Here is a 22,883-nt window from a genome sequence, read left to right as displayed (position 1 = left end):
GTCAGGCCTCGGTCGTCTTCTTCTGCACGGCGAGCTGCGCCTTGAGGCGGACAGCCGTCGCATGGATATGAGCCCGCGCCACGCGCTCGGCCTCGTCGGGGTTGCGTTTCTGGATCGCGTCGAGGATCACGACATGCTCGGCCACGGCCGCGCTCGCCCGCTCGCTCGAGAGGGCGAAGGCCGGCGCGAACACCTGCGACGTCAGGTGCAGGAGCGGTACCAGTGCAGCCAGCGACGCGTTCCTGGCGACGCTGATGATCATCAGGTGGAAATCGACATTCGACTGGGAATAGGCGCTCGGATTCCAGTCCGTGATCAGCTTCTTCTGGAGATCGACCAGCTTGGTGAGCTGCTCGATCTCGGCTGGCGTCGCCCGCTCCGCGGCATTGCGGGCCGCGACGCCGTCCATCGCTTCGCGGACGGCATAGGCGTCGAGCAGCTTCGGCAGGTCGGCCGTCGCAACCCTGACGCCGCTACCCGGCTTGTTCACGACGAGGCCGTCGCGCTCCAGGACGCGGAACGCCTCGCGCAGTGGCGTCCGGCTGATGCCGAACTCGGCGGCGATCCGTTCCTGCCGGAGCGTGGCGCCGGGCGCATAGACGCCGGCATAGATGCGCTCGCGCAGCGCCTGCGCCACCTCGTCGAGAAGGCGCGACTGGCTGCGCCATTCGAGCACCTGGTCCATCGGTTTCTCCAAGATCCGCGAAATCGTATCCAGGATACAAGACCTGTCAATATCGACTGACGGTTGAGTGACTCCGCGCAGTTGCCCCTGCAGCCGCGAGATCGAAGCGCTGCACGCATGCCGGCAGTGTACGCGGGTACGCTCACGGATGTCGGCTACCGGCTCCTGCCACGCCACGAGCGGAGTTTATGAAGCCGCCTAAAAGCGGACATCACCGCGGCGGCCCCGCCCTTAGGATCAAGCGCAGCCTCCTCGACATCACCTCCCTAGTCGTTACGGAGAAGCTTACATCGACGATGGCGATACTGCCTGGCTTTACGGCGTGCCTGTGAGCCTCCGCGTTATTTCTCCGACCGCGGATCGAAAGCGTGCTGCATGGCGTCGCCGAGGAAATTGACGGCGATCACCGTGACGAAGATCAGGAGTCCCGGATAGATCGCCAGAGCCGGCGCGGTCGTCACGAGCTCCTGGGCGTTGTTGAGCATGTTGCCCCAGCTCGGCGTCGGCGGCACGATGCCGAATCCGAGAAAGCTCAGCACCGACTCGAACAGGATGACGCGCCCGACGGTCAGGGTGAAGGCCACGATGATCGGCGTGATCGTGTTGGGCAGGATATGCCGCGCCATGATGTAGAGCGCGTTCGCGCCGCTGCCGCGCGCCGCGCTGACATAGTCGCGCTCCTTGACCGAGAGGGTGGCGGCCCGGACGATCCGGGCGATCGCCGTCCAGTCGACCAGGGCGATGATCAGGATGATCCGCCAGAAGGCGACCGATTGCGAATGGGCGGCCTCGGTGGAGAAGCCGAGCTTTGTCAGATCGACCGCGCCGAGCACGATCAGCAGCGGCAACAGCGGCAGGGCGATCATCCCGTCGGTCAGCCGCATCAGGGCATTGTCGAGACGGCCGCCATAATAGCCAGCAAGCAGGCCGAGCGAGACCCCGAAGACGCCGCCGATGATGGTCGCCAGCAAGCCGACCAGCAGCGAAACTTGCCCGCCATACATCAGCCTTGCCAGCACGTCGCGTCCGGCATCGTCGGTCCCGAGCCAATGCTCGGCCGAGATCGGCAAATAGCGCTTGAACAGGTCGGTCTGCGTCGCGTCGATGCCGCGCCAGGCTTCCAGCGGCCCCGCCATCAGGCAGAACACGATCAGCAGAGCCAGCACGACAAGGCTCGCGACGCCGGTGCGGTGCCCGCGGAAGCGACGCCAGCGCAGTGCCCAGATCGATTGCGTATCGGCCGAATTCGGCTGGGCATGCCCGCCTTGCGCCATCGGCTTGTCCAGGGTGGTCATTCCAGTCGAATCCGCGGGTCGAGGGCGACATAGGCCAGATCGGCCAGAAGATTGGCCATCAGCGTCGTGAACGTCGCAAACAGCAATCCGATCAGAGCGAGGTTGAAGTCGTTGGACAGGATGGAGTCATAGATCATCTTGCCCATGCCCATCTGCGCGAACATCGTCTCGGTGACCAAGGCGCCGGAAAACAATGAGCCGAAGCTCAGGGCCATGATCGTCACGAAAGGCACCATGGCGTTGCGCAGTGCATGAACGAAGATGACGCGCCGGCTGCCGCTCCCTTTCGCCCGTGCCGTCCGGACGAAATCCATCTGCAGCGTCTCGATCATCGCCGCGCGGACATAGCGGGTGAACTGCCCGGTATTGGCCAGCGTCAGGGCCAGGACCGGCAGCGTGAGATGCCGGACCTGATCCCAGAAGCCGAAATCGCCCACCTGCCCCATGCCGCTCGCCGGCAGCCATTGCAGCCCGACCGCGAAGGTCAGGATCAGTACGAGCGCGAGCCAGAAGATCGGCACCGAGATCCCGGCGAAGGCGAACAGGCTGACGAAACCGTCGACCCAGCCGCCCGGCTTCAGCGCCGAGGAGACACCCAGGATCAACGACAGGATCACGCTGAGGGTGAAGCTCGCCAGCATGAGCTTGCAGGTTTGCAGCAGGGCCGGGGTCAAAACCTCCAGCACGGGCCGCGCATGCGTGCGCGAAAAGCCGAAATCGCCGCTCATGACCGCCATCAGCCAGCGCGCATAGCGAACCATGAGCGGTTGATCGAGCCCATAGATCGCCCTGAGATTGGCCATCACCTCAGGCGTCATGCCGGGCTGGCTCGCCGCCATGACGTCGACGGGGTCGCCTGGCATCAGCCCCATCAGACCGTAGATCACGAACGACATCACCAGCAGTACCACGAAGGTCTGCAGCAGCCGGCGGGTGATGAAGGATGCCATCAACCCAACTCCCTATCGCGGCGCACCTGCGCGCGCCGCAGCATGACGTTCAGCGGCCGCGTTGTAGCGACCGCCTTAAGGCTCACAACTGGTCCGATCACTCGGCGGCGCGCCAGTTCTCGCTGAACATCGAACCGTAATGGCCATGTCCGGTCGGCTCGTAGCCCTTCAGCCATTTCGGATAGACATGGGCCTCGGAGCGGAAGAACAGCGGGATGACAGGCAGTTCCTTGGCGTAGATCTGCTCCATCTCGGCCCAGAGTGCCTTGGCTTCCTCCGGGTCGAGGGCGGATTCGGCCTTGGTGATGAGCTCGTCCATGCGCGAGTTGGAGAAGTTGATATAGTTGGCGCCGCCCCAGCCATTGGCCTCGGTCGGAATGTTGTCGCTCGCCAGCGTCCGGCGCGGCGATTCCGTCACGCTGCTCGACCAGGCGTACATCGCCAGCCCGCCATAGGTGCGCTTCTTCATGGTCTCGCCGAAGAAGGTACGCGCCGGCTCGTTCTTGATGCGCACTTCGATGCAGGCAGCCTTCCAGTTGTTCTGCAGCACGGCCTGCTGCAACTCGCGCAGGCGGTTGCCCGCCGTGGTGCCGAATTCCAGCGACAGGCGCGTGCCTGCGGCGTCGCGGCAGATCCCGTCGGGACCCGGCTTCCAGCCGGCCTCGGCCAGAAGCGCCTTCGCCTTGGCCAGATCGAAGGGATAGTGCAGCGTGTCCTTCGTAAAGTTGGCGCTGAGCGGGTTGACCCAGGTATCGGCCACCGGCTGCAGCCCCTGGAACAGACGGTCGGTCAGCGTCTTGCGATCGGCCGAGTAGATCAGGGCCTGCCGGACCCGCAGATCCTTCAGCAGCGGGTTGCCGTTCTGCAGGTCGATATGCTCGTAGTTCAGGCTCGGCTTGAACAAGTACTCGAAGCGATCGGGATGCTGCTTGCGCAGCTCCAGAACCTGATCGATCGAGAGGCCGACGCCCTCGCCGCCGATCATGTCGACATCGCCCGAGAGGAGATTGGCCTGCAGGGCCGCGGTGTTCTCGATCAGCTTGAGGATGATGCGCTTGAAACCGGGCTTGGTGCCGGCCCAATACGGATTGGGCTCGAGCACGACCTGGGACCCGGAGGTATAGCCGGTGACCATATAGGGGCCATTATACAGGCCGGGCGTGGTCGGGTTGCGGGCGTAGGTCGTCTGCTTGACGTAGTCGCCCGCCTCCTTGGCCTTCTCGTAGACGGGCCCCTCGATATGCTCCGGCAGAATCTGGTCCCATTCATTGTAGGACGACAGCACCTTGTCGAGCGTCAGCACCGCCGTGGTCGCGTCGACGATGTCGACCTTGACGGCCCGGGTCCAGGGCTGGGAATTGGAGAAGCCGGTCTTCGGATCGCGCGCAATACGCCAGGTGAACTCCAGATCCTTGGTCGTGACGGGCTTGCCGTCGGCCCATTTCAGGTCCGGCTTCAGCTTGATCGTGACCTCCATGCCCTTGCCGCCATTGGGGAGGTCGATGATCTTGGCCGTGCCGTTCTTCACGCTGGGAAGCTCGGTGCAGCTCAGGCAGGTGTTCTTCCAGTCCTTGTCGAACGCCGTGATGTTGCGGATGACGAAGCCCAGCGTATAGGACTTGATCACTTCGGCGTCGATATTGGGATGGAGCGTCGAGGGGAATTGCGCGACCCCGATGGTCAGCTGATCTTTGGCCGCCTGCGCCGGCGCAGCGGTCATCATCAAACCTGCAACGCCCAATGCGGCCAGTGTCGTCCTGAAAATCATAAAATCACCTCCGGCGTCATTCTAGGATTTACCACGTCGCCGAGCGGCGACACTGGACCTTGCCTGCCGGCTTTGCGAGGCCGGCTGCTGGCGCGAGAGTATTGCGATCGCTTCGCCCGACGCAATCGCCGATCGGAGGTTGAATCCACGCCCGGCAGCCTCGAACCGAGCCGAGAAAGACTCGCCGGAAACCGGACGTTCCGCCGGTGTTTACGATCGGCTCCGGTCAGTTCACGCGGTCCAGGGCATCGACCACGTCTTGACGTTGGTGAAGGACTTCATGGCCTCGACAACACCCTCCTTGTAGCCGAGGCCGGAATCCTTGATGCCGCCGAAGGGGGACATCTCGATCCGGTAGCCCGGGACCTCCCAGAGATTGACCGTGCCGACCTTCAGCTCCGCAATGAGCCGCTGGATGTAATCGTAGCGGTTGGTGCAGATGCCGGAAGAGAGACCATAGGCGGTGGAGTTCGAGATCGCGATCACCTCGGCGATGCCGTCAAGGCCGGAGATGCGGGCCGCGACCTCTTCCAGGCTGGCGCCATCAGGCAGGTAGACCGTGGCGAAGGAGCCGAGCGCGCCGTGATGCACGACATAGGGGTCGGTGATCGGCAGGATCACGCGCATCGTGCCCCGGCCGTACCACTCGTCCATCAGGCTCTGGAGATAGACGACATCCGGCTCGCCATTGGCGAGATGCTTGTCGTTCATGCCGTGATCGGCGGTGATGACCAGCGTGCAACCGAGCGCGTCGAGCTTGCCGACATAAGCGTCGAACATGGCGTAGAACGAGTCCGCCATCTCCGAGCCGGGGCCGGCCTTGTGCTGCACATAGTCGGTGGTCGAGAGATACATCAGGTCCGGCTTGAAGGTCTCGAGCAGCTTGACGCCGGCGGCGAAGACGAACTCCGAGAGATCGGCCGAATAGACCGACGGCACGGGCATGCCGACGAAATCGAGCACGTTCTCGATGCCGTTCTCAGGCCTATTGGCCTTGTCGGCCTTCTCCGAGGAGAAGGCGATTGCCGAGCCGGAGGCGAAGTCGAGCCCCTTGCCGAGCAGGGTGCGCAGCTTGTCCTTGGCGGTGACCATCGCGACCTTGAAGCCGGCCTTCTGGAACTCGGCCAGGATGGTCGGCGCCCGCAGGAAGCGGGCATCGTTCATCATCACCTCTTCCCTGGCCTCGCGGTCGTAGAAGAAGTTGCCGGCGATGCCGTGCCAGGCCGGCGGGCGGCCGGTGATGATCGAGAGATTGTTCGGGTTGGTGAAGCTCGGGATCACCGAATAGGCATGGGTGCTGGCGCCGGTCTTCATGATCCGGTCGAGGTTGGGCGTCAGGCCCTTGGCGCTCGCCGCCTCGATATAGGCCGGCTCCGAGCCGTCCATGCAGATCACCACCGTCGGGCGAACCGGGCGGGAATAGGCGCGGCCGTTCGCAACGACGTCAGAGCCAACCGAAGAATGCACGTTCATCACCAACTCCTTGCGTCGGCCCCGATCAGCGGATCAGCGCCCTGACGCGGGACGAAACAAGATCGGCCACCAGCACCATCGCCAGGATGACGAGAATGCAGGTGGCGGTGTCCTGGTACTTGAACAGCTTCATCGAAGAGACGAGCTCGAAGCCGATACCGCCGGCGCCGACCATGCCGAGCACCGTCGACTGCCGGACATTGGTCTCCAGCCGGTAGAAGATCGTCCCGAGCCAGGTCGGCAGGACCTGGGGCAGCACGCCGAAGAAGAAGGTCTTGAACGGACCCACGCCGGCCGAGCGGAAAGCCTCCAGCGGCCCCTCGTCGATATCCTCCATCGCCTCGGCGAAGAACTTGCCGAGCATGCCGGCGCCATGGATGGCGAGCGCGAGCACGCCGGCGAAGGGGCCAAGGCCGATGGCGGCGACGAAGATCAACGCCAGGATGATCTCGTTGATGCCGCGCATGCAGTTGAGCAATTGCCGCGTCGCATGGAAGACCGCCGGGCTCGGGCTCAGGTTCCGTGCCGCGAAGAAGCAGATCGGCAAGGAGATGACGACGCCGAAGAGCGTGCCCCAGACCGCGACCTGGAGGCTCTCCAGCGCCGGCTTCCACAGCCGTTCGAGGAATTCCGGGTTGGGCGGCACCATCCGGACGAGGAAATCCCACATATAGGGGATGCCGTTCCAGAGATTGCCGGCGTTGATCTGGGAGCCGACCGCGGCCCACCACAGGAAGACGAGGATGGCGAGCGCGATCGCACCGACGCCCCACCAGCCGAAGCGGTTCTGCGGCGGGCGAATGACGAGTTGCAGCGTTCCGAAGGACATAGGGAGCCTCCCGTCAGGCGATTGCAGGGGCGATCATCGGCGCCAGCACGGGCTGGCTCGCCGGGCGGGGCTTGAGCACGCGGCTGATGCCGGGGTCCTCGAGGCCGGGATAGATCTGGTGAACGATCTCCGAGGTCAGATGATCGGGCGTGTCGTCGAAGATCACCCGGCCGCCGCTCAGGCCGACGATGCGCTCGCCGAACTCGACGGCGTAGTCGACCTGATGGAGGTTGCAGATCACGGCGATCCCTTCGGCCTTGCAGATCGCCTTAAGGTAACCCAGCACGATCCGCGAGGTCTTGGGGTCGAGGCTGGCCACCGGCTCGTCGCAGAGGATCACCGCCGGCTGCTGCGCCAGAGCGCGGGCGATGCCGACGCGCTGCTGCTCGCCGCCGGAGAGCTGGTCGCCGCGCGCGTTCGCCTTATGGGCCAGCTCGACCCGCGCCAGGCAATCCAGGGCGATGGCGACATCCTCCCGCGGGAAGAGCTGGAGCATGCTCAGGAAGGAGGACAGGCCGGCCATCCGGCCGACCAACACATTCTTCAGCACGGAGAGGCGCTTCACCAGATTGTGGTGCTGGAAGATCATCGCGACCGGCCGTTTGCAGGTGGCGCCCCGCTTCAGATCGAGCACCTTGCCGTCGATGACGGTGCGCCCGGCATCGGGCTGGGCCAGCCCGTTGATGCAGCGCAACAGCGTCGACTTGCCGGCGCCGCTGGGCCCGAGCACGACGAGGAACTCGCCGGCCTTGACGCTGAGGTCGATGCCCTGCAGGACCGGGCGGCCGGCATAGGACTTCTTCAGGCCTTCGATCGTGATCATGCCGCTTCCCCCGCCTACTTCATCTTGGTCAGGTCGAGATTCAGCGCCTTCGCCGTCTCGCGGATGACGTCGTAGGCCTGGTCATTGGTCTCGACGAAGCGGTTGAGCTTGCCCTGATCCGCCCAGGTGATGTCCCGGATGTTCAGGAAGGCCGTCTTGATCTGCTTCTTCAGATCGTCGGGCAGGTTCTTGCGCCAGCAGGTCGGCGATTCCGGGATCGGGTCGGAGCGCCAGACGACCTGGATCTCTGTGGGGTCGACCAGCTTCTTCTGCACGGCCGCATCGAAGATGCGGTCGGCGATCGTCGCGGCATCGACGCGCTTGTTGGCGACGGCGAGCGCATTGGCGTCATGCGAGCCGGTGAAGAGGACGCGGCTGAAATCCTTCTCGGGATCGAAGCCGAGCTTCATCAGGCCGGCCTTCGGGAAGAGATGGCCGGAGGTCGAGGACGGATCGACGAAGGCGAAGGTGCGGCCCTTGAGATCCTTGACCTCTTTGATGCCGCTGTCTTTCCGGGCGATGATCTGGCTGTGGTAGAAGGTCCGGCCGGATTTCGCCGTCTCCGCCGTCGCGAAGGCCTCGATGGCGGCGACCGTCGTGCCGAGCACATAGGAGAACGGGCCGAGATAGGCGACGTCGACATGGTTCGAGCGCATCGCCTCGATCACACCGTTATAGTCCGAGGCGACGAAGCCCTGGACCTTGATGCCAAGGTTCTTCTCCAGCGCATCGAGAAGCTGCTGGCTCGATTCCAGCATCGCCCGCGAATCCTCGGACGGGATCAGCCCGACGCGGACCTGTTTCGGTTGGGCCTTCACGAGGCCCGGCGTCGCCAGCACCGCACCCGCGGCCAGTGAGCTCTTCAGAATCGTCCGACGCGAAATGGTCATGTCATCCTCCCGAGATGATCCGGCGATCTCTTGATCTGCCGGTGAACCGTTGCGGGCGTCGTTGCCCGTTGCTTGCTCTCAGGCGGCCATGGCCGCCTGCCTTCCGATGAAGTTGCGGCCGCGCTCGCCTTCCAGCGCCCTGCCGACGAGGCGGTTCCACTCGACGGCTGAGACGCCGTAGGCGGTGGGGTCGGTCGAGACGCCGAGATTGCGCAGGAAGGCACCGAGCCGCTCGGCTCCGGCTTCAAGGTCCGGGCCGAAGATACGGCGCAGCGCAGCGTCGCATTGCGGCTGGGCGCCCATCGCCCAGCGCATCACGATCGGCAGCGAGAAGGAGCAGGCGATGCCGTGGATCGTGCCGCTCTTCAGCGTGATGTCGTAGGAGATATTGTGCGCGAGCGCGGTCTTGGTGTTCGAGAAGGCCATGCCGGCGAGCAGGCTGGCGCGCATCTGCCGGGCCCGAAGTTCGCCATCGTCGAGGCGCTCCAGCAGGCGCGGCAAGGTGTCGATGATCTCCCTGGCAGCCTCGACGGCGTAATTGGCCGAGACCGGATTGCCGTTGACGTTCCAGATGCTTTCGAGCGCATGGGACAGGGCGTCGAGCCCAGTCGCGAGCGTCAGCCCGCGCGGCGCGCCGACCGTCAGCGCGGGATCGAGCACTGCGGTTTCCGGGTAGAGCCGGGGATGGGCGAGCGAGTATTTGCTGCCATTGGCGGCGTCCCAGACCGTCGCCCAGGAGGTGACCTCGCTGCCGGTGCCGGCCGTCGTCGGCACGGCGATGATCGGGATGATCGTGCTTTCGTCGAGCGGCGTCTTCTCGACGAGATGGCGGCGCACCGTCTCGAAATCGCCGTCGCAGGCGGCCAGCACCTTCGCGGCATCGATCATCGAGCCGCCGCCGAGCGCGACGATGACCTCGGCCGGCTCCGCCGCGCCGAACCGGCGGCAGGACAAGGCGAGATCGGCGCAGTCCGGATTCGTCTCGATATTGGTGATCGACACCACCGGCGCGCCGGCTACCGCGGTCAATCGAGCCGAGAGCCCGCGGAAGATCGGCTGGTCGTAGGTGACGAGCGCCCAGCGGCGCTTGCCGATCAGCTTCGCGACCTCGTCGAGCAGGTCGGATCCGAAGCGGATTCTTACGGGATTCCAATAAGCCCAGTTCATGCGGTCGATCCTCGCAATGCGCCTTTCCGGCCTGTTGCGAGGATGCTCACAGAAGCTCGTTCTTATAACAAATTGATTTTTTGATCCGATTGGATAGATTTTTGCTATGCGTTACACCCAGCTCAGATCGTTCCACCTCGTGGCCAGTTCGGGCGGCTTCAACGCCGCCGCGGACGCCTTCCACATCAGCCAGCCGACCTTGACGGCCCAGGTCGGCGCGCTGGAGGAGGAGTTTGGGGTCGAGCTCTTCGTCAAGCGCGGCCGGCGCCGGGAGCTCAGCAATACCGGCCGCCAGCTTCTCGCCATCACCACCCGCCTCTTCGCCGAGGAGGCCGAGGTGCTCGCCTTCCTGTCGGAGACCCGCGAGCTGCGCACCGGACGCCTCTCGATCAGCGCGGTCGGCCCCTTCCACGTCACGGAGATGCTGGCAGCCTTCAACCAGGCGTATCCGGAGATCGAGCTCGCCGTGAAGCTCGGCAACTCCGCCGAGGTCCTCGACGATCTCGCCAGCTATCGCTGCGACGTCGCCGTGCTCGCCTATATCGACGAGGACGACCGGCTGCTGACCATCCCCTACAGACGCCATCCCGTGGCCGTGTTCGTGCGGCGGGACCACCGTTTCGGCGCGTGTGACAGCATCCGGCTGGCGGAGCTGGAAGGCGAACCGATGATCGTGCGCGAGCAAGGTTCGACGACGCGGCGCGCCTTCGAGGAGGCTCTCGCCGGGACGGGGACGAAGCCGCGCCTGGTGATGGAGATCGGCAGCCGCGAAGCGATCCGCGAGGCAGTGATCCACGGCCTCGGCATCAGCTATGTCTCCGAGGCGGAGTTCGTGCCGGACGAGAACCTGAAGCTGGTCCGGATCGAGGGGGCCGAGGTCTACACCTATGCCCATGTCGTCGTGCTGAAGCAGCGCGAGTCGAGCCGGATCATCAAGGCGTTTCTCGACGTCGTGCATCGCACGCGTGATGCCTTCGCCCTCGGGATACACCACGCCTAGTTCGGTGGTGATGGAGGCGCGACGAGCGTTGCGTCGCCCTCCGCATTCCCCTGATTTTCATCCCGCGTCACATCCGATGAGCACTGTCGAATACATAGAAAATTGCTATCTATCATATGGGAATTTCGTATTTGAGGTGCCCGGCAGCCTGCTAAGAATCAGACCGAGAAACGCCTAAATTCAACATGGCGATGCCGCCTCGATCCCCGACGCGCATGCGATCGAGGTCTACAACCATACCAGCCAGGCCCTGAACGGACGCGGCGGCGGCTCCTACTATCTCGAAGACATCCTCAACACCGGCCGGCGCATCGATGCGCTCGCCTGCGACGATGCCCATTGGGTCATCGAGACCGACCGCAACCGCGATGCCTTCGGCGGCTGGGTCATGGTGAAGGCCGAGGCCAACGAGCCGCAGGCGCTGGTCGATGCGCTGAAGCAGGGTCGCCATTATTCCAGCCAGGGACCGCTCATCGAGAACGTCACCGTCGACGGCGATTTCGTCGAGATCACCTGTTCGCCGGCATCTCGCCAGATCGGTGCAAGCCTTAGGGGCGAGCTCGTCCCAGCGGGCTAGATTCTTCTGCGAGGAATGGCCGTCGCATAGGTGTTGAGCGAGAGCAGGTGGCGGTCGGCGCGCTGGAGCGCGGCGAGCGCCGCCGTGCGATCCTTGTTGGCGAGCAGGCCGCAGAGCACCTCGGAGATGGCCAGCGCCGGCGCCAGTGTGTGGAAGAAGCTCTGGCTCTCGGTCGAGCAGAGGATCGCGATATCGGCGAGGCCGACCAGCGGCGAAACCTCGCTATCGGTAATCGCGATGATGCCGAGGCCCTTCTCGCGGGCGAGCTGCGCCAGCTCCAGGCTGTGCAACGCATAGGGGTTGATCGAGATGGCGAGCAGGACATCCTGCGCGCCGGCGCGGATCAGCCCGTCGCCGACCGTGTCGGCCGGGCCGTCGAGATGGATGGTCTTCTCGCCGAGCAGCGTCATCACGTAATGGAAATGCCAGGCCACCGAATGGCATGAGCGCAGGCCGAGCACGAAGATGCGGCGGGCCTGTGCCAGCCGGTCCGCGGCGGCGGTGAGGCGTTCGAGCGAGGCGGGTTCCGTCAATCGCGCGATCTGCGCGGCGAGGCCCTGCAACATGCGGCGCGACAATTGTGCCGCCGCCATGTCCTCTTCGCTCTCCTCGGTCTGCATGGCGCGGGCGGCGAAGCCGTCCACGCGGAAGCGGATCGCTTCGGCGTGATGGGCGCGGATGTCGTCATAACCGGCGAGGCCGAGGAACTTGGCGAGCCGGGTCATGGTCGAGGGCTGCACGCCGGCATTGCGGGCGAGCTCCCGCATCGAGACCAGCGCGACCTCCTGCGGGTGCTCGATGATGTAGCGCGCCGCCTGCCGCAATTGCGGGGACATGGCGTCGAAGAGGCTGACGATGCGTTCGCGCAAGGGATCGGCCTGCAACATTTGAATCGAGCCCTCTTTGTCCGGCCGCGACCATTCCCGCGCGGCGGACGGATTTCAAACGGTTTTTCCGTTTTCCCTCAGCCGGGAGGGTGTTGCAACGCAGTGTTCTGCTGCAACAGTTTAGAAGTCAATCGTTTCATATTTGTATCACATAAAACAAATGTTGCATTTCGTTGCAGAGCATGTCATGAGGCTGCGCGCCGCGGCGGTCTGCCCGCGCCAATCCGGGAATGCCGAGATGACCAGGATTCTCCATCGCTCGATCGGCGGCAGCCTGCCGCAAGCTGTCGCGGGGCACGGGGTTACCATCACCGACGCCGACGGGCGCAGCTATATCGACGGCTCGGGCGGCGCTGCCGTCTCCTGCCTCGGCCACGGCCATCCCGAGGTCATGGCGGCGATGCGTGCGCAGATGGACCGCATCGCCTACGCGCACACCTCCTTCTTCACCACCGATGTCGCAGAGGAGCTGGCCGACAAGCTGATCGACCTGGCGCCGGAGGGGCTCGATTACGTTTATCTCGTCTCCGGCGGCTCCGAGGCCGTCGAGGCCGCGATGAAGATGGCGCGGCAATATTTCGTCGAGATCGGCCAGCCGCAGCGCCGACATTTCATCGCACGCCGGCAGAGCTACCACGGCAACACGCTGGGCGCGCTCGCCGCCGGCGGCAATGCCTGGCGACGGGCGCAGTTCCAGCCGATACTGCCCGAAACCCACCATGTCTCGCCGTGCTATGCCTATCGCGACCAGAAAGACGGCGAGACGCCTGAGGCCTATGCCGCCCGGCTCGCCGACGAGCTCGAGGCCAAGATCCTGGAGCTCGGCGCGGACGAGGTCATCGCCTTCATCGCCGAGCCGGTGGTCGGCGCGACGCTCGGCGCGGTCGGCCCGGTCGCGGACTACTTCGCCCGCATCCGTCACGTCTGCGACAAGTACGGCGTCCTGCTGATCCTCGACGAGGTGATGTGCGGCATGGGCCGCACCGGCACGCTGTTCGCCTGCGAACAGGAGGGCATCTCGCCCGATCTCCTCACCATCGCCAAGGGGCTCGGCGGCGGCTACCAGCCGATCGGCGCCGTGCTGCTTTCCGACAAGATCTATCGCTCCTTCGCGGAAGGCTCTGGGCTCTTCCAGCACGGCCATACCTATATCTGCCATCCGATGGCGGCGGCGGCGGCGCTCAAGGTCGTCGAGCTGATCTCGCAGCCGGAGATGATGGAAAACGTCCGCCTGATGGGTGAACGCCTCCAGGCCGGGCTGGACGCTCGCCTCGGCCAGCATGCCCATGTTGGCGATATCCGCGGGCGCGGCCTGTTCCGCGGCATCGAGATCGTCGCCGACAAGGAGACCAAGACGCCCTTCGATCCGGCGTTGAAGATTCATGCCCGGATCAAGAAGGAGGCGATGGCGCGCGGGCTGCTGTGCTACCCGATGGGCGGCACGATCGACGGACGCCTGGGCGACCATGTCCTGCTGGCGCCGCCCTACATCATCAGCCCCGAAGAGATCGACCAGATCGTCGAGCGGATCGGCGGCGCGATCGACGCGGCGGTCAAGGGCTGAGCCCGGCATGACGCTCCGCATCGCCTTCGCCGGCTTCAATCTCGAATCGGTCACGGCCGTTCCGCAGATCGTGGAGCTGGCGGAGTTCGAGCGCGTCTGCGTGCGTGGGGCGGATCTGACGGAACGCTTTCGCGGGACCAACACGGTGCCCGGCGGCTGCCTGAAGATCTGCGAGGGGGAAGGCGCGGAATTCGTTCCGCTGTTCCACACGCTGCTCGGCGCGCTCGGCCCGACGGCGGATGCACCCGTCGCGCATTACACCGGCGAGATCATCTCCGGGCTTGCCCGCAGCGGTCCGCTCGACGGCGTCATCCTGTTTCTGCACGGCGCCTGCTGGGCGGCGGGATACCCGGATGTCGAGCGGCACGTCATCGATGCAGTGCGGGCGGCCTTCCCGGAGCTGCCGATCGCGGTTGCGCTCGACTATCACGGCAATATCGATCGCGAGACCTTGCGCGGCGCAGATATCGCCGTCGCCTATCGCCATTCCCCGCATATCGACATGGGCGAGACCGGCGAGCGGGCGGCCCGCGCCCTGCTGCGGTTCCTGCGCGAGGGGCGTCGGCCGGGTCTCGCGGTGGCGCGGCCGGATGTCGTCATCCCCTCGATCATGTCGGCGACGGCGCTGGAACCGCTGGCCTCGATCATCGCCGAGGCACGCGGCGCCGAGCAGGCCGGCGATTGCGACATCTCGATCATGGCCGGCTTCTCTTATGCCGACAGCGCCAATACCGGCATGTCGGTGATCTGCCTGGACTGGGCGGGGCAGGAAGCAGCCGAAGCGAAGGCGCAGGCCTTCTCGGACCGGCTGCGTGCGACACGGACAGCCATCGCGAACGCCATTCCGATCCTGGGCGTCGAGGACGCGCTGGCCGATGTCGAGCAGAAGCCGGCGCAGGGCCGGCCGATCGTGGTGCTCGAGCATGCAGACCGGATGAACGACTCGACCCATCTGCTGCGGGCGCTGCTCGGCCGCGATGTCGGGAGGGTCAATGTGCCCTTCCTGCTCGATCCCGAGACCGCCGCGCAAGCCCATGCAGCGGGCGAAGGCGCCGAAATCACGATCAAGCTGGCCGGCAAGACGGCGCCGGAGACCGGCGGGCCGGTCGAGGCCAAAGCGCGGGTCATCTGGTCGGGGCCGAAATCCTTCAACGTTTCCGGGCGCTACCAGCGCGGGACCTTCGTCGATCTCGGGCTCACCGCGCTCCTCCAGATCGGTGCGATCCGCGTCTCCGTGGTCTCGCATTTCGCCTTCGCGGTCGATGGCGATCCATTCTTCATCTTCGGGGAGCGGCCGGAGGATTACGACGTCATCCTGCTGCGCTCGAAGACGCATTTCCGCGACTATTACGAGCCGGTGGCCGACCGAATCCTCGTGGTCGACACGCCTGATCTCGGCCCCGCCGATGTGCGCCTGATCCCATACCGGCAGCTCGATACGGCCAGGGTCTATCCGTGGAGCGATGCTCCCGCCTGACGACGCTCAACCAATCCAGATAGCCAAAAACGAGGGGATAAGAATGACGTTTCGGTTCAGGACTTTCGGAGTTGCCGCGTTGGTCGCTGGCTCCCTCCATGCGCTGCCGGCCTTTGCCGAGACGACGCTCAACGTCGTCATGCAGGCACCGCTCAGGACGCTCGATCCGATCCTGAGCACGGCGCAGATCGTGCGCACGCACGGCTTCATGGTGTTCGACACGCTGCTCGGCATGGACGCCAAGTACAATCCGCAGCCGCAGATGGCGGACTACGCCGTCTCGGCCGACAAGCTGACCTATACGCTGACGCTGCGCGACGGCCTCAAATGGCATGACGGCGCGCCGGTGACCGCCGCCGATTGCGTGGCCTCGCTGAAGCGCTGGGGCGAGAACGATGGCGCCGCCCGCACGATGATGGCGCATGTCGCCTCGATCGAGGCGACATCCGACAAGGTGCTGGTGATCAAGCTGGCGAAGCCCTTCGGGCAGGTGCTGGAGCTCCTGGCCAAGCCCTCGCCGGTGCCGCCCTTCATGATGCCCAAGCGCCTCGCCGAGACGCCCGCCGGCAAGCAGGTCACCGAGATGATCGGCTCCGGCCCGTTCCGTTTCGTCGCGGAGCAGTACCGGCCGGGCGACCAGGCCGTCTATGTCAAGAACAAGGACTACAAGCCGCGCTCCGAGCCGATGAGCTGGACCGCCGGCGGCAAGACCGTCAACGTCGATAAGGTCGTGTGGAAGGCGATGCCGGACATGCAGACCTCGATCAATGCGCTGCAATCCGGCGATGTCGACCTGATCGAGCAGGTGACGATCGACCTGCTGCCGCTGCTCAAGGCCAATGACGAGATCAAGACCGGCGCGATCAACGCGCTGGGCAGCCAGGTGACCGGCCGCTTCAACCATCGCCTGCCGCCCTTCGACAATCCCAAGGTCCGTCAGGCGGCGATGTATGCGCTGGACCAGGATCAGCTGATGCAGACCGCGATCGGCGACAGCCAGTATTACAAGCTCTGCGCCTCGGTCTATGGCTGCGACGTGCCGCTCGCTTCCGATGCCGGCTCGGAATACCTGAAGGGCAGCGCCAAGGAGCGCATGGCCAAGGCCAAGGAATTGCTCAAGGCCTCCGGCTATGACGGCACGCCGGTGCTGATGATGCAGCCGACGGACCTGACCATCCTCTCGACACAGCCGATCGTCGCGGCCGAGCGCCTGCGCGAGGCCGGCTTCAAGGTCGATGTCGCCTCGATGGACTGGGCGACGCTGCAATCGCGCAAGAACGGCTGGCAGCCGGTGGCGCAGGGCGGCTGGAACATGTTCTTCACCTATTGGGGCGTGTCCGGCATCTGGAACCCGACCGTCCATGCGCTGCTCGATGCTTCCGGCGCCGACACCGCCTGGTCCGGCTGGCCGAAAAGCGCCCGCGTCGAGGAATTGCGCGCGGCCTACATCACCGCCTCGACTCTCGACGAGCAGAAGAAGATCGCCCGGGAGATCCAGCAGATCGCCTATGACGAGGGCTTCTACTTCAATGCCGGCGAGTTCCAGTCCGTCGCCGCATGGAGCGCCAAGCTGAAGAACCTCCAGCCCGGCCCGCTCACCCTGTTCTGGGGCGTGAGCAAGTAAGCCCCGCAAGGCCGGGCTGCGGTATCCGCCGCCCGGCCTGACCGGCCCGGTTCCCGGCATCGCCCGCCACGGCGGATGCCCAGGCGCGTGGAGAACTCCATGGCTTCCTATTTCCTGCGCAGGCTCGCGATGGCGATCCCCGTCATGTTCTTCGTGGCGCTGTTCGTCTTCCTGCTGCTGCGCCTGACGCCGGGCGATCCGGCGCAAGCGATCGCCCGCGACCAGGCGACGCCGGCGCAGCTTGCGGCCATCCGCGAGAATCTCGGCCTGGACAAGCCGATCGCCGGCCAGTTCATCGCCTGGATCACCAATATGGCCGAGGGCGATTTCGGGTCATCGCTGATCTCGCAGCGCCCGGTGCTGGAGATGATCGGCCAGCGTATCGGCCCGACATTGGCGCTCGCCGTCATGGCGATGATCTTCACGGTGGTGATCTCGCTGCCGCTCGGCGTGCTCGCCGCCTGGCGCCATGGTGGCATGGTCGACCGCTTCGTCATGGCGCTCTCGGTCGTCGGCTTCTCCGTGCCGATCTTCGTGATCGGCTACGTGCTGATCGCGGTCTTCGCTGTGAACCTGAAATGGTTCCCGGTGCAGGGCTACAAGGCGCTGGCCGATGGCTTCGGCCCGTTCTTCCACCGCATCGTGATGCCGGGCCTGGCGCTCTCCTTCTTCTATATCGCGCTGGTCTCGCGGATGACACGCGCCTCGATGCTGGAGGTGCTGCGCGAGGACTATGTCCGCACGGCCCGCGCCAAGGGGCTGGGCGAGCGGATCGTGCTGTTCCGTCATGCGCTGCGCAACGCCGCGATCCCGATCCTCACCGTGGTCGGCACCGGCTTCGCCATGATGGTCTCCGGTGTCGTCGTCACCGAGACAGTGTTCAACATTCCCGGTCTCGGGCGGCTCGTGGTCGATGGCGTGCTCGCCCGCGACTATCCGCTGATCCAGGCGATCATCCTGCTGACAGCCGGCACCTATGTGCTGATCAATTTGCTGATCGATCTCTCCTATGCCCTGACCGACCCGAGGATCCGCTACCAATGAGCGCTCCGTCGAACCCCGCGCAGGGCGCGCATCCGCCCCGCCGCCTGCTCGACAATCCGCCGCACTGGACGACGGTGCTCGCCGTCATCGTCCTCGTCGCCGTGATCGTGATGGCGGTGTTCGCGCCGCTTCTCGCGCATTTCGAGCCGACCAAGCTCAATGCCGCGATGCGGCTGAAGCCGGCCTCCGACACCTATTGGCTCGGCACGGATTCCTTCGGCCGCGACCTGTATTCGCGCGTGGTCTATGGCGCGCGGGTCTCGCTTCTGGTCGGTGCTGGCGTCGCCATCGGCGCGATCGTGATCGGCCTGCCGCTCGGCCTGATCGCCGGCTGGTATCGCGGCATCGACGGCGTGCTGATGCGGATGATGGACGGGCTGATGGCGATCCCCGGCATCCTGCTCGCCATCGCCATCGTCGCGCTGGTCCGCGGCGGTCTCGTCACCGTGATCATCGCGATCATGATCCCGGCGATTCCGCAGGTGGTGCGCCTCGTCCGGGCGCGGGTCATCGCGGCGCGCGAGGAAACCTATGTCGATGCTGCCGTGCTGCTCGGCACTCGGCCGGGCAAGCTGATCCGCAAGCATCTGCTGCCGACGACGATCGCGCCATTGATCGTACAAGGCACCTATATGTACGCCTCCGCCATCCTGACCGAGGCGGCGCTCTCCTTCCTCGGCGTCGGCATTGGGACGGAGGTCCCGAGCTGGGGCAACATCATGGCCGAGGGCAGGCTCTATTTCGCGATCAATCCCTGGCTGGTGTTCTGGCCGGCGATCGTGCTGTCGCTGTGCATCCTCTCGATCAACCTGCTCGGCGATGCGCTGCGCGACCGGCTCGATCCGAAAATGCAAGGGAGGGCTCCTTGATGGCGACCGCCGCGACCCAGCCCGTCCTCTCCGTCCGTGATCTCAAGGTCGCGACGCGGGGGCGCCAGCCCAGCGACATCCTGAAGGGCATCAGCTTCGACATCCATCCCGGCGAGACGCTCTGCCTCGTCGGCGAATCCGGCTCCGGCAAGTCGGTGACCTCGCTGGTGGCGATGGACCTGCTGCCGCGCGACGAGTTGCGGGCGACGGCCGGCACGGTCCGGCTCAACGGCGAGGATATCCTGACCGCGACGCCGGCCCGGACCAAGGCGCTGCGCGGCGCCGAGATGGCGATGATCTTCCAGGAGCCGATGACGGCGCTGAACCCGGTGCTGACCATCGGCTTGCAGATGGACGAGGTCTATTGGGCCCATACGAAGATGCGGCCCAAGGAGCGTCGCGAAGCCGCGCTCGCAGCATTCGAGGCCGTGCATCTGCCCGATCCGGCCCGCATCTATGACAGCTATCCGCACCAGCTTTCGGGCGGGCAGCGCCAGCGCGTGATGATCGCGATGGCTCTCGCGCTCAAGCCGAAGCTGCTGATCGCTGACGAGCCGACGACCGCGCTCGACGTCACCACGCAGAAGCAGATCCTCAGCCTGATCCGCGAATTGCAGGACAAGCAGAACACCGCCGTCCTGTTCATCACCCATGACATGGGCGTGGTCGTCGACATCGCCGACCGGGTCTGCGTGATGCGCCGCGGCGAGATCGTCGAGACCGGCCCGGTCGAGCAGGTCTTGAGCCGGCCCCGCGAGGATTACACGCGCGATCTCCTGCAATCGGTGCCCTCGCTGACGCCACGCGCACCGCGCGCTTCGTCGGGAGGCGAGACGGTGCTGGAGATCCGCAATCTCGAGAAGACCTTCAGCTTCGGCTCCCTGTTCGGAAAGCTGATGGGGCGCGAGAGCCGTAACGTGCGCGCCGTGAAGGATGTCAGCTTCGGGCTGGCGCGCGGGCGTACGCTCGGCATCGTCGGCGAAAGCGGTTCGGGCAAATCGACGGTGGCGCGCTGCCTGATGCGGCTGGAGCATCCGACCGGCGGCGAGATCCGCGTCAACGGGCAGGACATCGCCAATTTGCAGGGTCAGCAGGCCTTGGCCCCGGCGCGGCGGCGCGTGCAGATGGTGTTCCAGGACCCCAACCGCTCGCTCAATCCGCGCCTGCGCATCGGCGAGAGCCTGATCGAGGGGCCGTTGAATCTCGGCGAGGATCGCGAGACCGCCCTGAAGCGCGCGGGCGAATTGATGGAAGTGGTCGGCCTGCCCAGCGCGAGTCTCGAGCGCTTCCCGCACCAGTTCTCCGGCGGCCAGCGCCAGCGCATCGCGATCGCGCGCGCCTTGATGATGGAGCCGGAGGTGATCGTCGCGGACGAGGCGGTCTCGGCGCTCGACGTCTCCGTGCAGGCGCAGGTGCTCGACCTTCTGGCCGAGATCCAAGAGCGGCGGAACCTCGCGGTGCTGTTCATCACCCATGATCTGCGCGTCGCCGCCCAGATCTGCGACGATGTGATGGTGATGCAGCGCGGCAGCGTCGTCGAGATGGGGCCGGCCGCCGAGGTTCTGGGCCGGCCGAGCCATGAGTATACCCGTGCGCTGATCAACGCGGCGCCGGGGCGGGACTGGGACTTCGCGGCCGGGCGCCGCATCGCTGGAGCCACCGCATGATTTCCGCCAGCCTTATCCAGATGGACGTCCAGTCCCTGGCGCCGGCCGAGAACTTCCGGCGCATCCATGATTTCGTCGCGGCAGAGGCGGCGAAGGGCGCGCAGCTCATCCTGTTCCCGGAGCTAGCCAATACCGGCTATGTCGAGCCGCTGGTGCCGGGCGGCGCTGTAATCAGCGATGTCCCGCATTTCGGTGCGGCGCTCTACGAGGCTTGCGCGGCGCCGGATGGCGAGGAGATCAAGGCGCTCGTCGCGCTTGCCGCGAAGCATCGCGTGCATCTCGTCATCGGGCTCGGCCTGCGCGACCGCCTGCGCGCGGGCGTGATGCGCAATGCCTCGCTGCTGATCGGGCCGGAGGGCGTGATCGGCGACTACACCAAGATCCACCAGTGGCAGAACGAGAAGCTGTTCTTCAGCGGCGGCGACAGCATCGACACCTATCCCGTCTTCGGGACGCGGCTCGGCATGCAGGTCTGCTACGATATCCGCTTCCCGGAGATCACCCGCATCCTCGCGCTTCAGGGCGCGAGCATCGTGACCTCGGTCTGGGCCTCCTTCGGGGCCGAAAGCGCGCCGGTGACCGACGAGGGGCTCTTCATCCACCGCGCCTATACGCGCGCCACCGAGAACGGCGTGTTCTTCCTGAGCTGCAACCGCAGCGGCAGCCGCGGCGGGCAGCGCTTCTTCGGCCGCTCCTGTGCGGTGGCGCCGGATGGCCGCGTGCTCGGTGCGCTCGACCACGATCGCGAGGACGTGCTGCGGGTCGAGATCGACCTCGCCGAAGTCGCGCGCTATCGCAGCTTCACGGGCATCTGGGCCGACCGGGCGCCTGCCCTCTATGCCAAATACCTGACGCCCTGAGCTTCGCGAGACAGCCGATGACGACCTCTCCCTGCCCGCCGATCAGCGACGCCGACTGGCCCGAGGCTATTGCCGAGATGAAGACCGGCTTTGCCGGCGCGCTCAATGTCTACCGGACGATGGCGCATCATCCGGCGCTGCTGAAGGCCTGGGCGCCCTTGCGCCAGCATGTCGTCAAGGACAGCGCGCTCGGGCCGGTGCGCTCGGAGGTGGTGATTCTGCGCGCGGCGCACCGGATGGGTTCGCCCTATGAATGGGCGCATCATGTCAGCCGGGCGCGGGTGCTCGGCATGAGCGATGCCCGTATCGCCGCTTTGCGGGGCCAGCCAGAGGGCGAGGACGGGTTGATCGTGCGGGCGGTCGACGCGCTTTTCGACGACAAGCGTCTGTCGCTTGCGCTCGAAGCGGAGCTTGCCGCCGCGCTCGGGCGCGAGGCGGTGTTCGACCTGATCGCGACGGTCGGCTTCTATTCGGTGCTCGGCTACATGCTGATGACCTACGAGACGCCGATCGATGAAGCGATCGCGACCGAGATGGCCGAGAAGCCGCTCGCCAACAATATCGACCGCTAAGCGCAGAGGACTGCCGCTCCTGGCAAAAGCGATCCGTTTCGCCGGAAAGCGTCAGAAGCGGCCATTGGAGACCGATCTTGCATTGCCTGCCCGGACTAGCGGCAGCGGCCGTTGCGGGAAGTCAGATCACCTTCTTGGCGCTCTCCGTGCGGACTCGCCTCACCAGCGCAGGAAACGCGGCAGGATTAACGCCCCGAATGTGGTCACGATCGCGGTCGCGATCGTGTACCAGGTCGCCAGGAAGGGCGCGGTATCGTCCGGACAATGCAGGCTGTAGGCGATTATGGCGAGGCCTGCGGAGGCAAGGCCGGCAGAGCCTCCTGTCAAGCCACCGTCGACCGGTGCGCCACGGCGAGCCAGCAGCAGAAGTGCGACGAGCGGAAGCAGCGCGTAGAGCGGCACCGCGATGAGGCAGGCTCGCCAGTAGCGGCCGAAGATCAAGGCATGCCATTGCTCGGCGGGGGCCTGCACCAGCGTCAGGAGGGCCCAGCCCGCCGCGACCAGCAGCGGCAGCGCAACGAGCGGCAGGCGCCGCGCCGGCTTCAGGCCCGGTCGCAAGCTGTTCTGGAACAGCATCAGCGCGATGGTTGCGACGCTGGCGCCGAATGCGACTTTGGCGATGACCGGAAGCGTCGTCCAGGCGCTTGCGAGGTCTGGCCGCGTGCCGAGCGTCAGCAGGACGAGTCCGGCCGTGGCCGCAAGGGCTGCGAAGGCCGAAAGCCAGGTCGCGCGGCGCAGCCAGCCGGTATCGACCGGCCGGCTGTCCATGCTGATCAGGGAGATCAAATCGTCGGTCTGCATGTCCGATCTTCGAAAATGTCCGGTTCAACGGGAATTCGCGCGGAGCCGGCGAAAGGTTACG

At 65.6% G+C, this 22,883-nt stretch carries 21 protein-coding genes; 10 read left to right on the top strand and 11 right to left on the bottom strand.

Annotation, left to right across the window (positions count from 1 at the left end; all coding sequences use genetic code 11):
• Position 1: 1 nt before the first annotated feature.
• The 9 genes from Q0Q36_RS05420 to psrA all read right to left on the bottom strand — a co-directional run bounded on the left by Q0Q36_RS05420 (position 2) and on the right by psrA (position 9,880).
• Positions 2-685, bottom strand: a complete 684-nt coding sequence (locus Q0Q36_RS05420; protein ID WP_293796181.1) for a GntR family transcriptional regulator — start codon at positions 683-685, stop codon at positions 2-4.
• 341 nt (positions 686-1,026) lie between these two features.
• Entirely contained in the window at positions 1,027-1,980 is a 954-nt protein-coding gene (locus Q0Q36_RS05415; RefSeq protein WP_293796179.1) for an ABC transporter permease, read from the bottom strand.
• The gene (locus Q0Q36_RS05410) at positions 1,977-2,930 is read right to left on the bottom strand and encodes an ABC transporter permease (RefSeq protein WP_293796178.1); all 954 of its coding nucleotides are present in this window, start codon (positions 2,928-2,930) and stop codon (positions 1,977-1,979) included. Before Q0Q36_RS05410 ends, Q0Q36_RS05415 begins: the two co-directional genes overlap by 4 nt.
• A 97-nt stretch (positions 2,931-3,027) precedes the next feature.
• Complete coding sequence (locus Q0Q36_RS05405; RefSeq protein WP_293796177.1) at positions 3,028-4,698, bottom strand: peptide ABC transporter substrate-binding protein; 1,671 nt, start codon at positions 4,696-4,698, stop codon at positions 3,028-3,030.
• A 231-nt stretch (positions 4,699-4,929) separates the two neighbouring features.
• Positions 4,930-6,171: a phosphonoacetate hydrolase gene (gene phnA, locus Q0Q36_RS05400; protein WP_293796176.1), complete on the bottom strand. Its 1,242-nt coding sequence runs from the start codon at positions 6,169-6,171 to the stop codon at positions 4,930-4,932.
• A gap of 25 nt (positions 6,172-6,196) precedes the next feature.
• The gene (gene phnE, locus Q0Q36_RS05395; RefSeq protein ID WP_293796174.1) at positions 6,197-7,000 is read right to left on the bottom strand and encodes a phosphonate ABC transporter, permease protein PhnE; all 804 of its coding nucleotides are present in this window, start codon (positions 6,998-7,000) and stop codon (positions 6,197-6,199) included.
• A gap of 13 nt (positions 7,001-7,013) precedes the next feature.
• On the bottom strand, positions 7,014-7,823 hold the full coding sequence (gene phnC, locus Q0Q36_RS05390) for a phosphonate ABC transporter ATP-binding protein (RefSeq protein ID WP_293796171.1): 810 nt from the start codon (positions 7,821-7,823) through the stop codon (positions 7,014-7,016).
• Positions 7,824-7,837: 14 nt separating this feature from the next.
• On the bottom strand, positions 7,838-8,713 hold the full coding sequence (gene phnD / locus Q0Q36_RS05385) for a phosphonate ABC transporter substrate-binding protein (RefSeq protein WP_293796169.1): 876 nt from the start codon (positions 8,711-8,713) through the stop codon (positions 7,838-7,840).
• A 78-nt stretch (positions 8,714-8,791) separates the two neighbouring features.
• On the bottom strand, positions 8,792-9,880 hold the full coding sequence (gene psrA, locus Q0Q36_RS05380; protein WP_293796167.1) for an iron-containing alcohol dehydrogenase PsrA: 1,089 nt from the start codon (positions 9,878-9,880) through the stop codon (positions 8,792-8,794).
• Positions 9,881-9,986: 106 nt separating this feature from the next.
• On the opposite strand from psrA, the gene Q0Q36_RS05375 reads away from it, so the two are divergent.
• Both Q0Q36_RS05375 and Q0Q36_RS05370 read left to right on the top strand, forming a co-directional pair.
• Positions 9,987-10,880, top strand: a complete 894-nt coding sequence (locus Q0Q36_RS05375) for a LysR substrate-binding domain-containing protein (RefSeq protein WP_293796166.1) — start codon at positions 9,987-9,989, stop codon at positions 10,878-10,880.
• Between the two features lie 388 nt (positions 10,881-11,268).
• Complete coding sequence (locus Q0Q36_RS05370) at positions 11,269-11,457, top strand: hypothetical protein (RefSeq protein WP_293796165.1); 189 nt, start codon at positions 11,269-11,271, stop codon at positions 11,455-11,457.
• Here Q0Q36_RS05370 and Q0Q36_RS05365 read toward each other — a convergent pair.
• A complete protein-coding gene (locus Q0Q36_RS05365; protein ID WP_293796164.1) occupies positions 11,454-12,344 on the bottom strand; it encodes a MurR/RpiR family transcriptional regulator in 891 nt (296 codons plus the stop codon). The two genes, Q0Q36_RS05370 and Q0Q36_RS05365, sit on opposite strands and share 4 nt — an antisense overlap.
• 238 nt (positions 12,345-12,582) lie before the next feature.
• Here Q0Q36_RS05365 and Q0Q36_RS05360 point away from each other — a divergent pair, with 238 nt between their 5' ends.
• The 8 genes from Q0Q36_RS05360 (at position 12,583) to Q0Q36_RS05325 (ending at position 22,021) form a co-directional block, all read left to right on the top strand.
• Positions 12,583-13,908, top strand: coding sequence for an aspartate aminotransferase family protein (locus Q0Q36_RS05360; protein WP_293796163.1), 1,326 nt, complete (start codon positions 12,583-12,585; stop codon positions 13,906-13,908).
• 7 nt (positions 13,909-13,915) lie between these two features.
• Positions 13,916-15,385 (top strand): M81 family metallopeptidase, encoded by a 1,470-nt coding sequence (locus tag Q0Q36_RS05355; RefSeq protein ID WP_293796161.1) that lies wholly within the window; start codon positions 13,916-13,918, stop codon positions 15,383-15,385.
• 79 nt (positions 15,386-15,464) lie between these two features.
• A complete protein-coding gene (locus Q0Q36_RS05350) occupies positions 15,465-17,009 on the top strand; it encodes an ABC transporter substrate-binding protein (RefSeq protein ID WP_293796159.1) in 1,545 nt (514 codons plus the stop codon).
• 99 nt (positions 17,010-17,108) lie between these two features.
• Positions 17,109-18,053, top strand: a complete 945-nt coding sequence (locus Q0Q36_RS05345; protein ID WP_293796157.1) for an ABC transporter permease — start codon at positions 17,109-17,111, stop codon at positions 18,051-18,053.
• Positions 18,050-18,922: an ABC transporter permease gene (locus Q0Q36_RS05340; RefSeq protein WP_293796155.1), complete on the top strand. Its 873-nt coding sequence runs from the start codon at positions 18,050-18,052 to the stop codon at positions 18,920-18,922. Before Q0Q36_RS05345 ends, Q0Q36_RS05340 begins: the two co-directional genes overlap by 4 nt.
• Complete coding sequence (locus tag Q0Q36_RS05335) at positions 18,922-20,589, top strand: ABC transporter ATP-binding protein (RefSeq protein WP_293796153.1); 1,668 nt, start codon at positions 18,922-18,924, stop codon at positions 20,587-20,589. The genes Q0Q36_RS05340 and Q0Q36_RS05335 overlap by 1 nt, the downstream gene beginning before the upstream one ends.
• Complete coding sequence (locus tag Q0Q36_RS05330; protein WP_293796152.1) at positions 20,586-21,449, top strand: carbon-nitrogen hydrolase family protein; 864 nt, start codon at positions 20,586-20,588, stop codon at positions 21,447-21,449. The genes Q0Q36_RS05335 and Q0Q36_RS05330 overlap by 4 nt, the downstream gene beginning before the upstream one ends.
• Before the next feature lie 17 nt (positions 21,450-21,466).
• On the top strand, positions 21,467-22,021 hold the full coding sequence (locus Q0Q36_RS05325; RefSeq protein WP_293796150.1) for a carboxymuconolactone decarboxylase family protein: 555 nt from the start codon (positions 21,467-21,469) through the stop codon (positions 22,019-22,021).
• 159 nt (positions 22,022-22,180) lie between these two features.
• On the opposite strand, the gene Q0Q36_RS05320 is transcribed toward Q0Q36_RS05325, so the two are convergent.
• Positions 22,181-22,822, bottom strand: a complete 642-nt coding sequence (locus Q0Q36_RS05320; protein WP_293796148.1) for a DUF1109 domain-containing protein — start codon at positions 22,820-22,822, stop codon at positions 22,181-22,183.
• Positions 22,823-22,883 lie beyond the last annotated feature (61 nt).

This window comes from uncultured Allobosea sp. (assembly GCF_945957345.1).
Lineage (GTDB): Bacteria > Pseudomonadota > Alphaproteobacteria > Rhizobiales > Beijerinckiaceae > Allobosea.
This window is presented reverse-complemented; position numbering and strand designations above follow the sequence as displayed.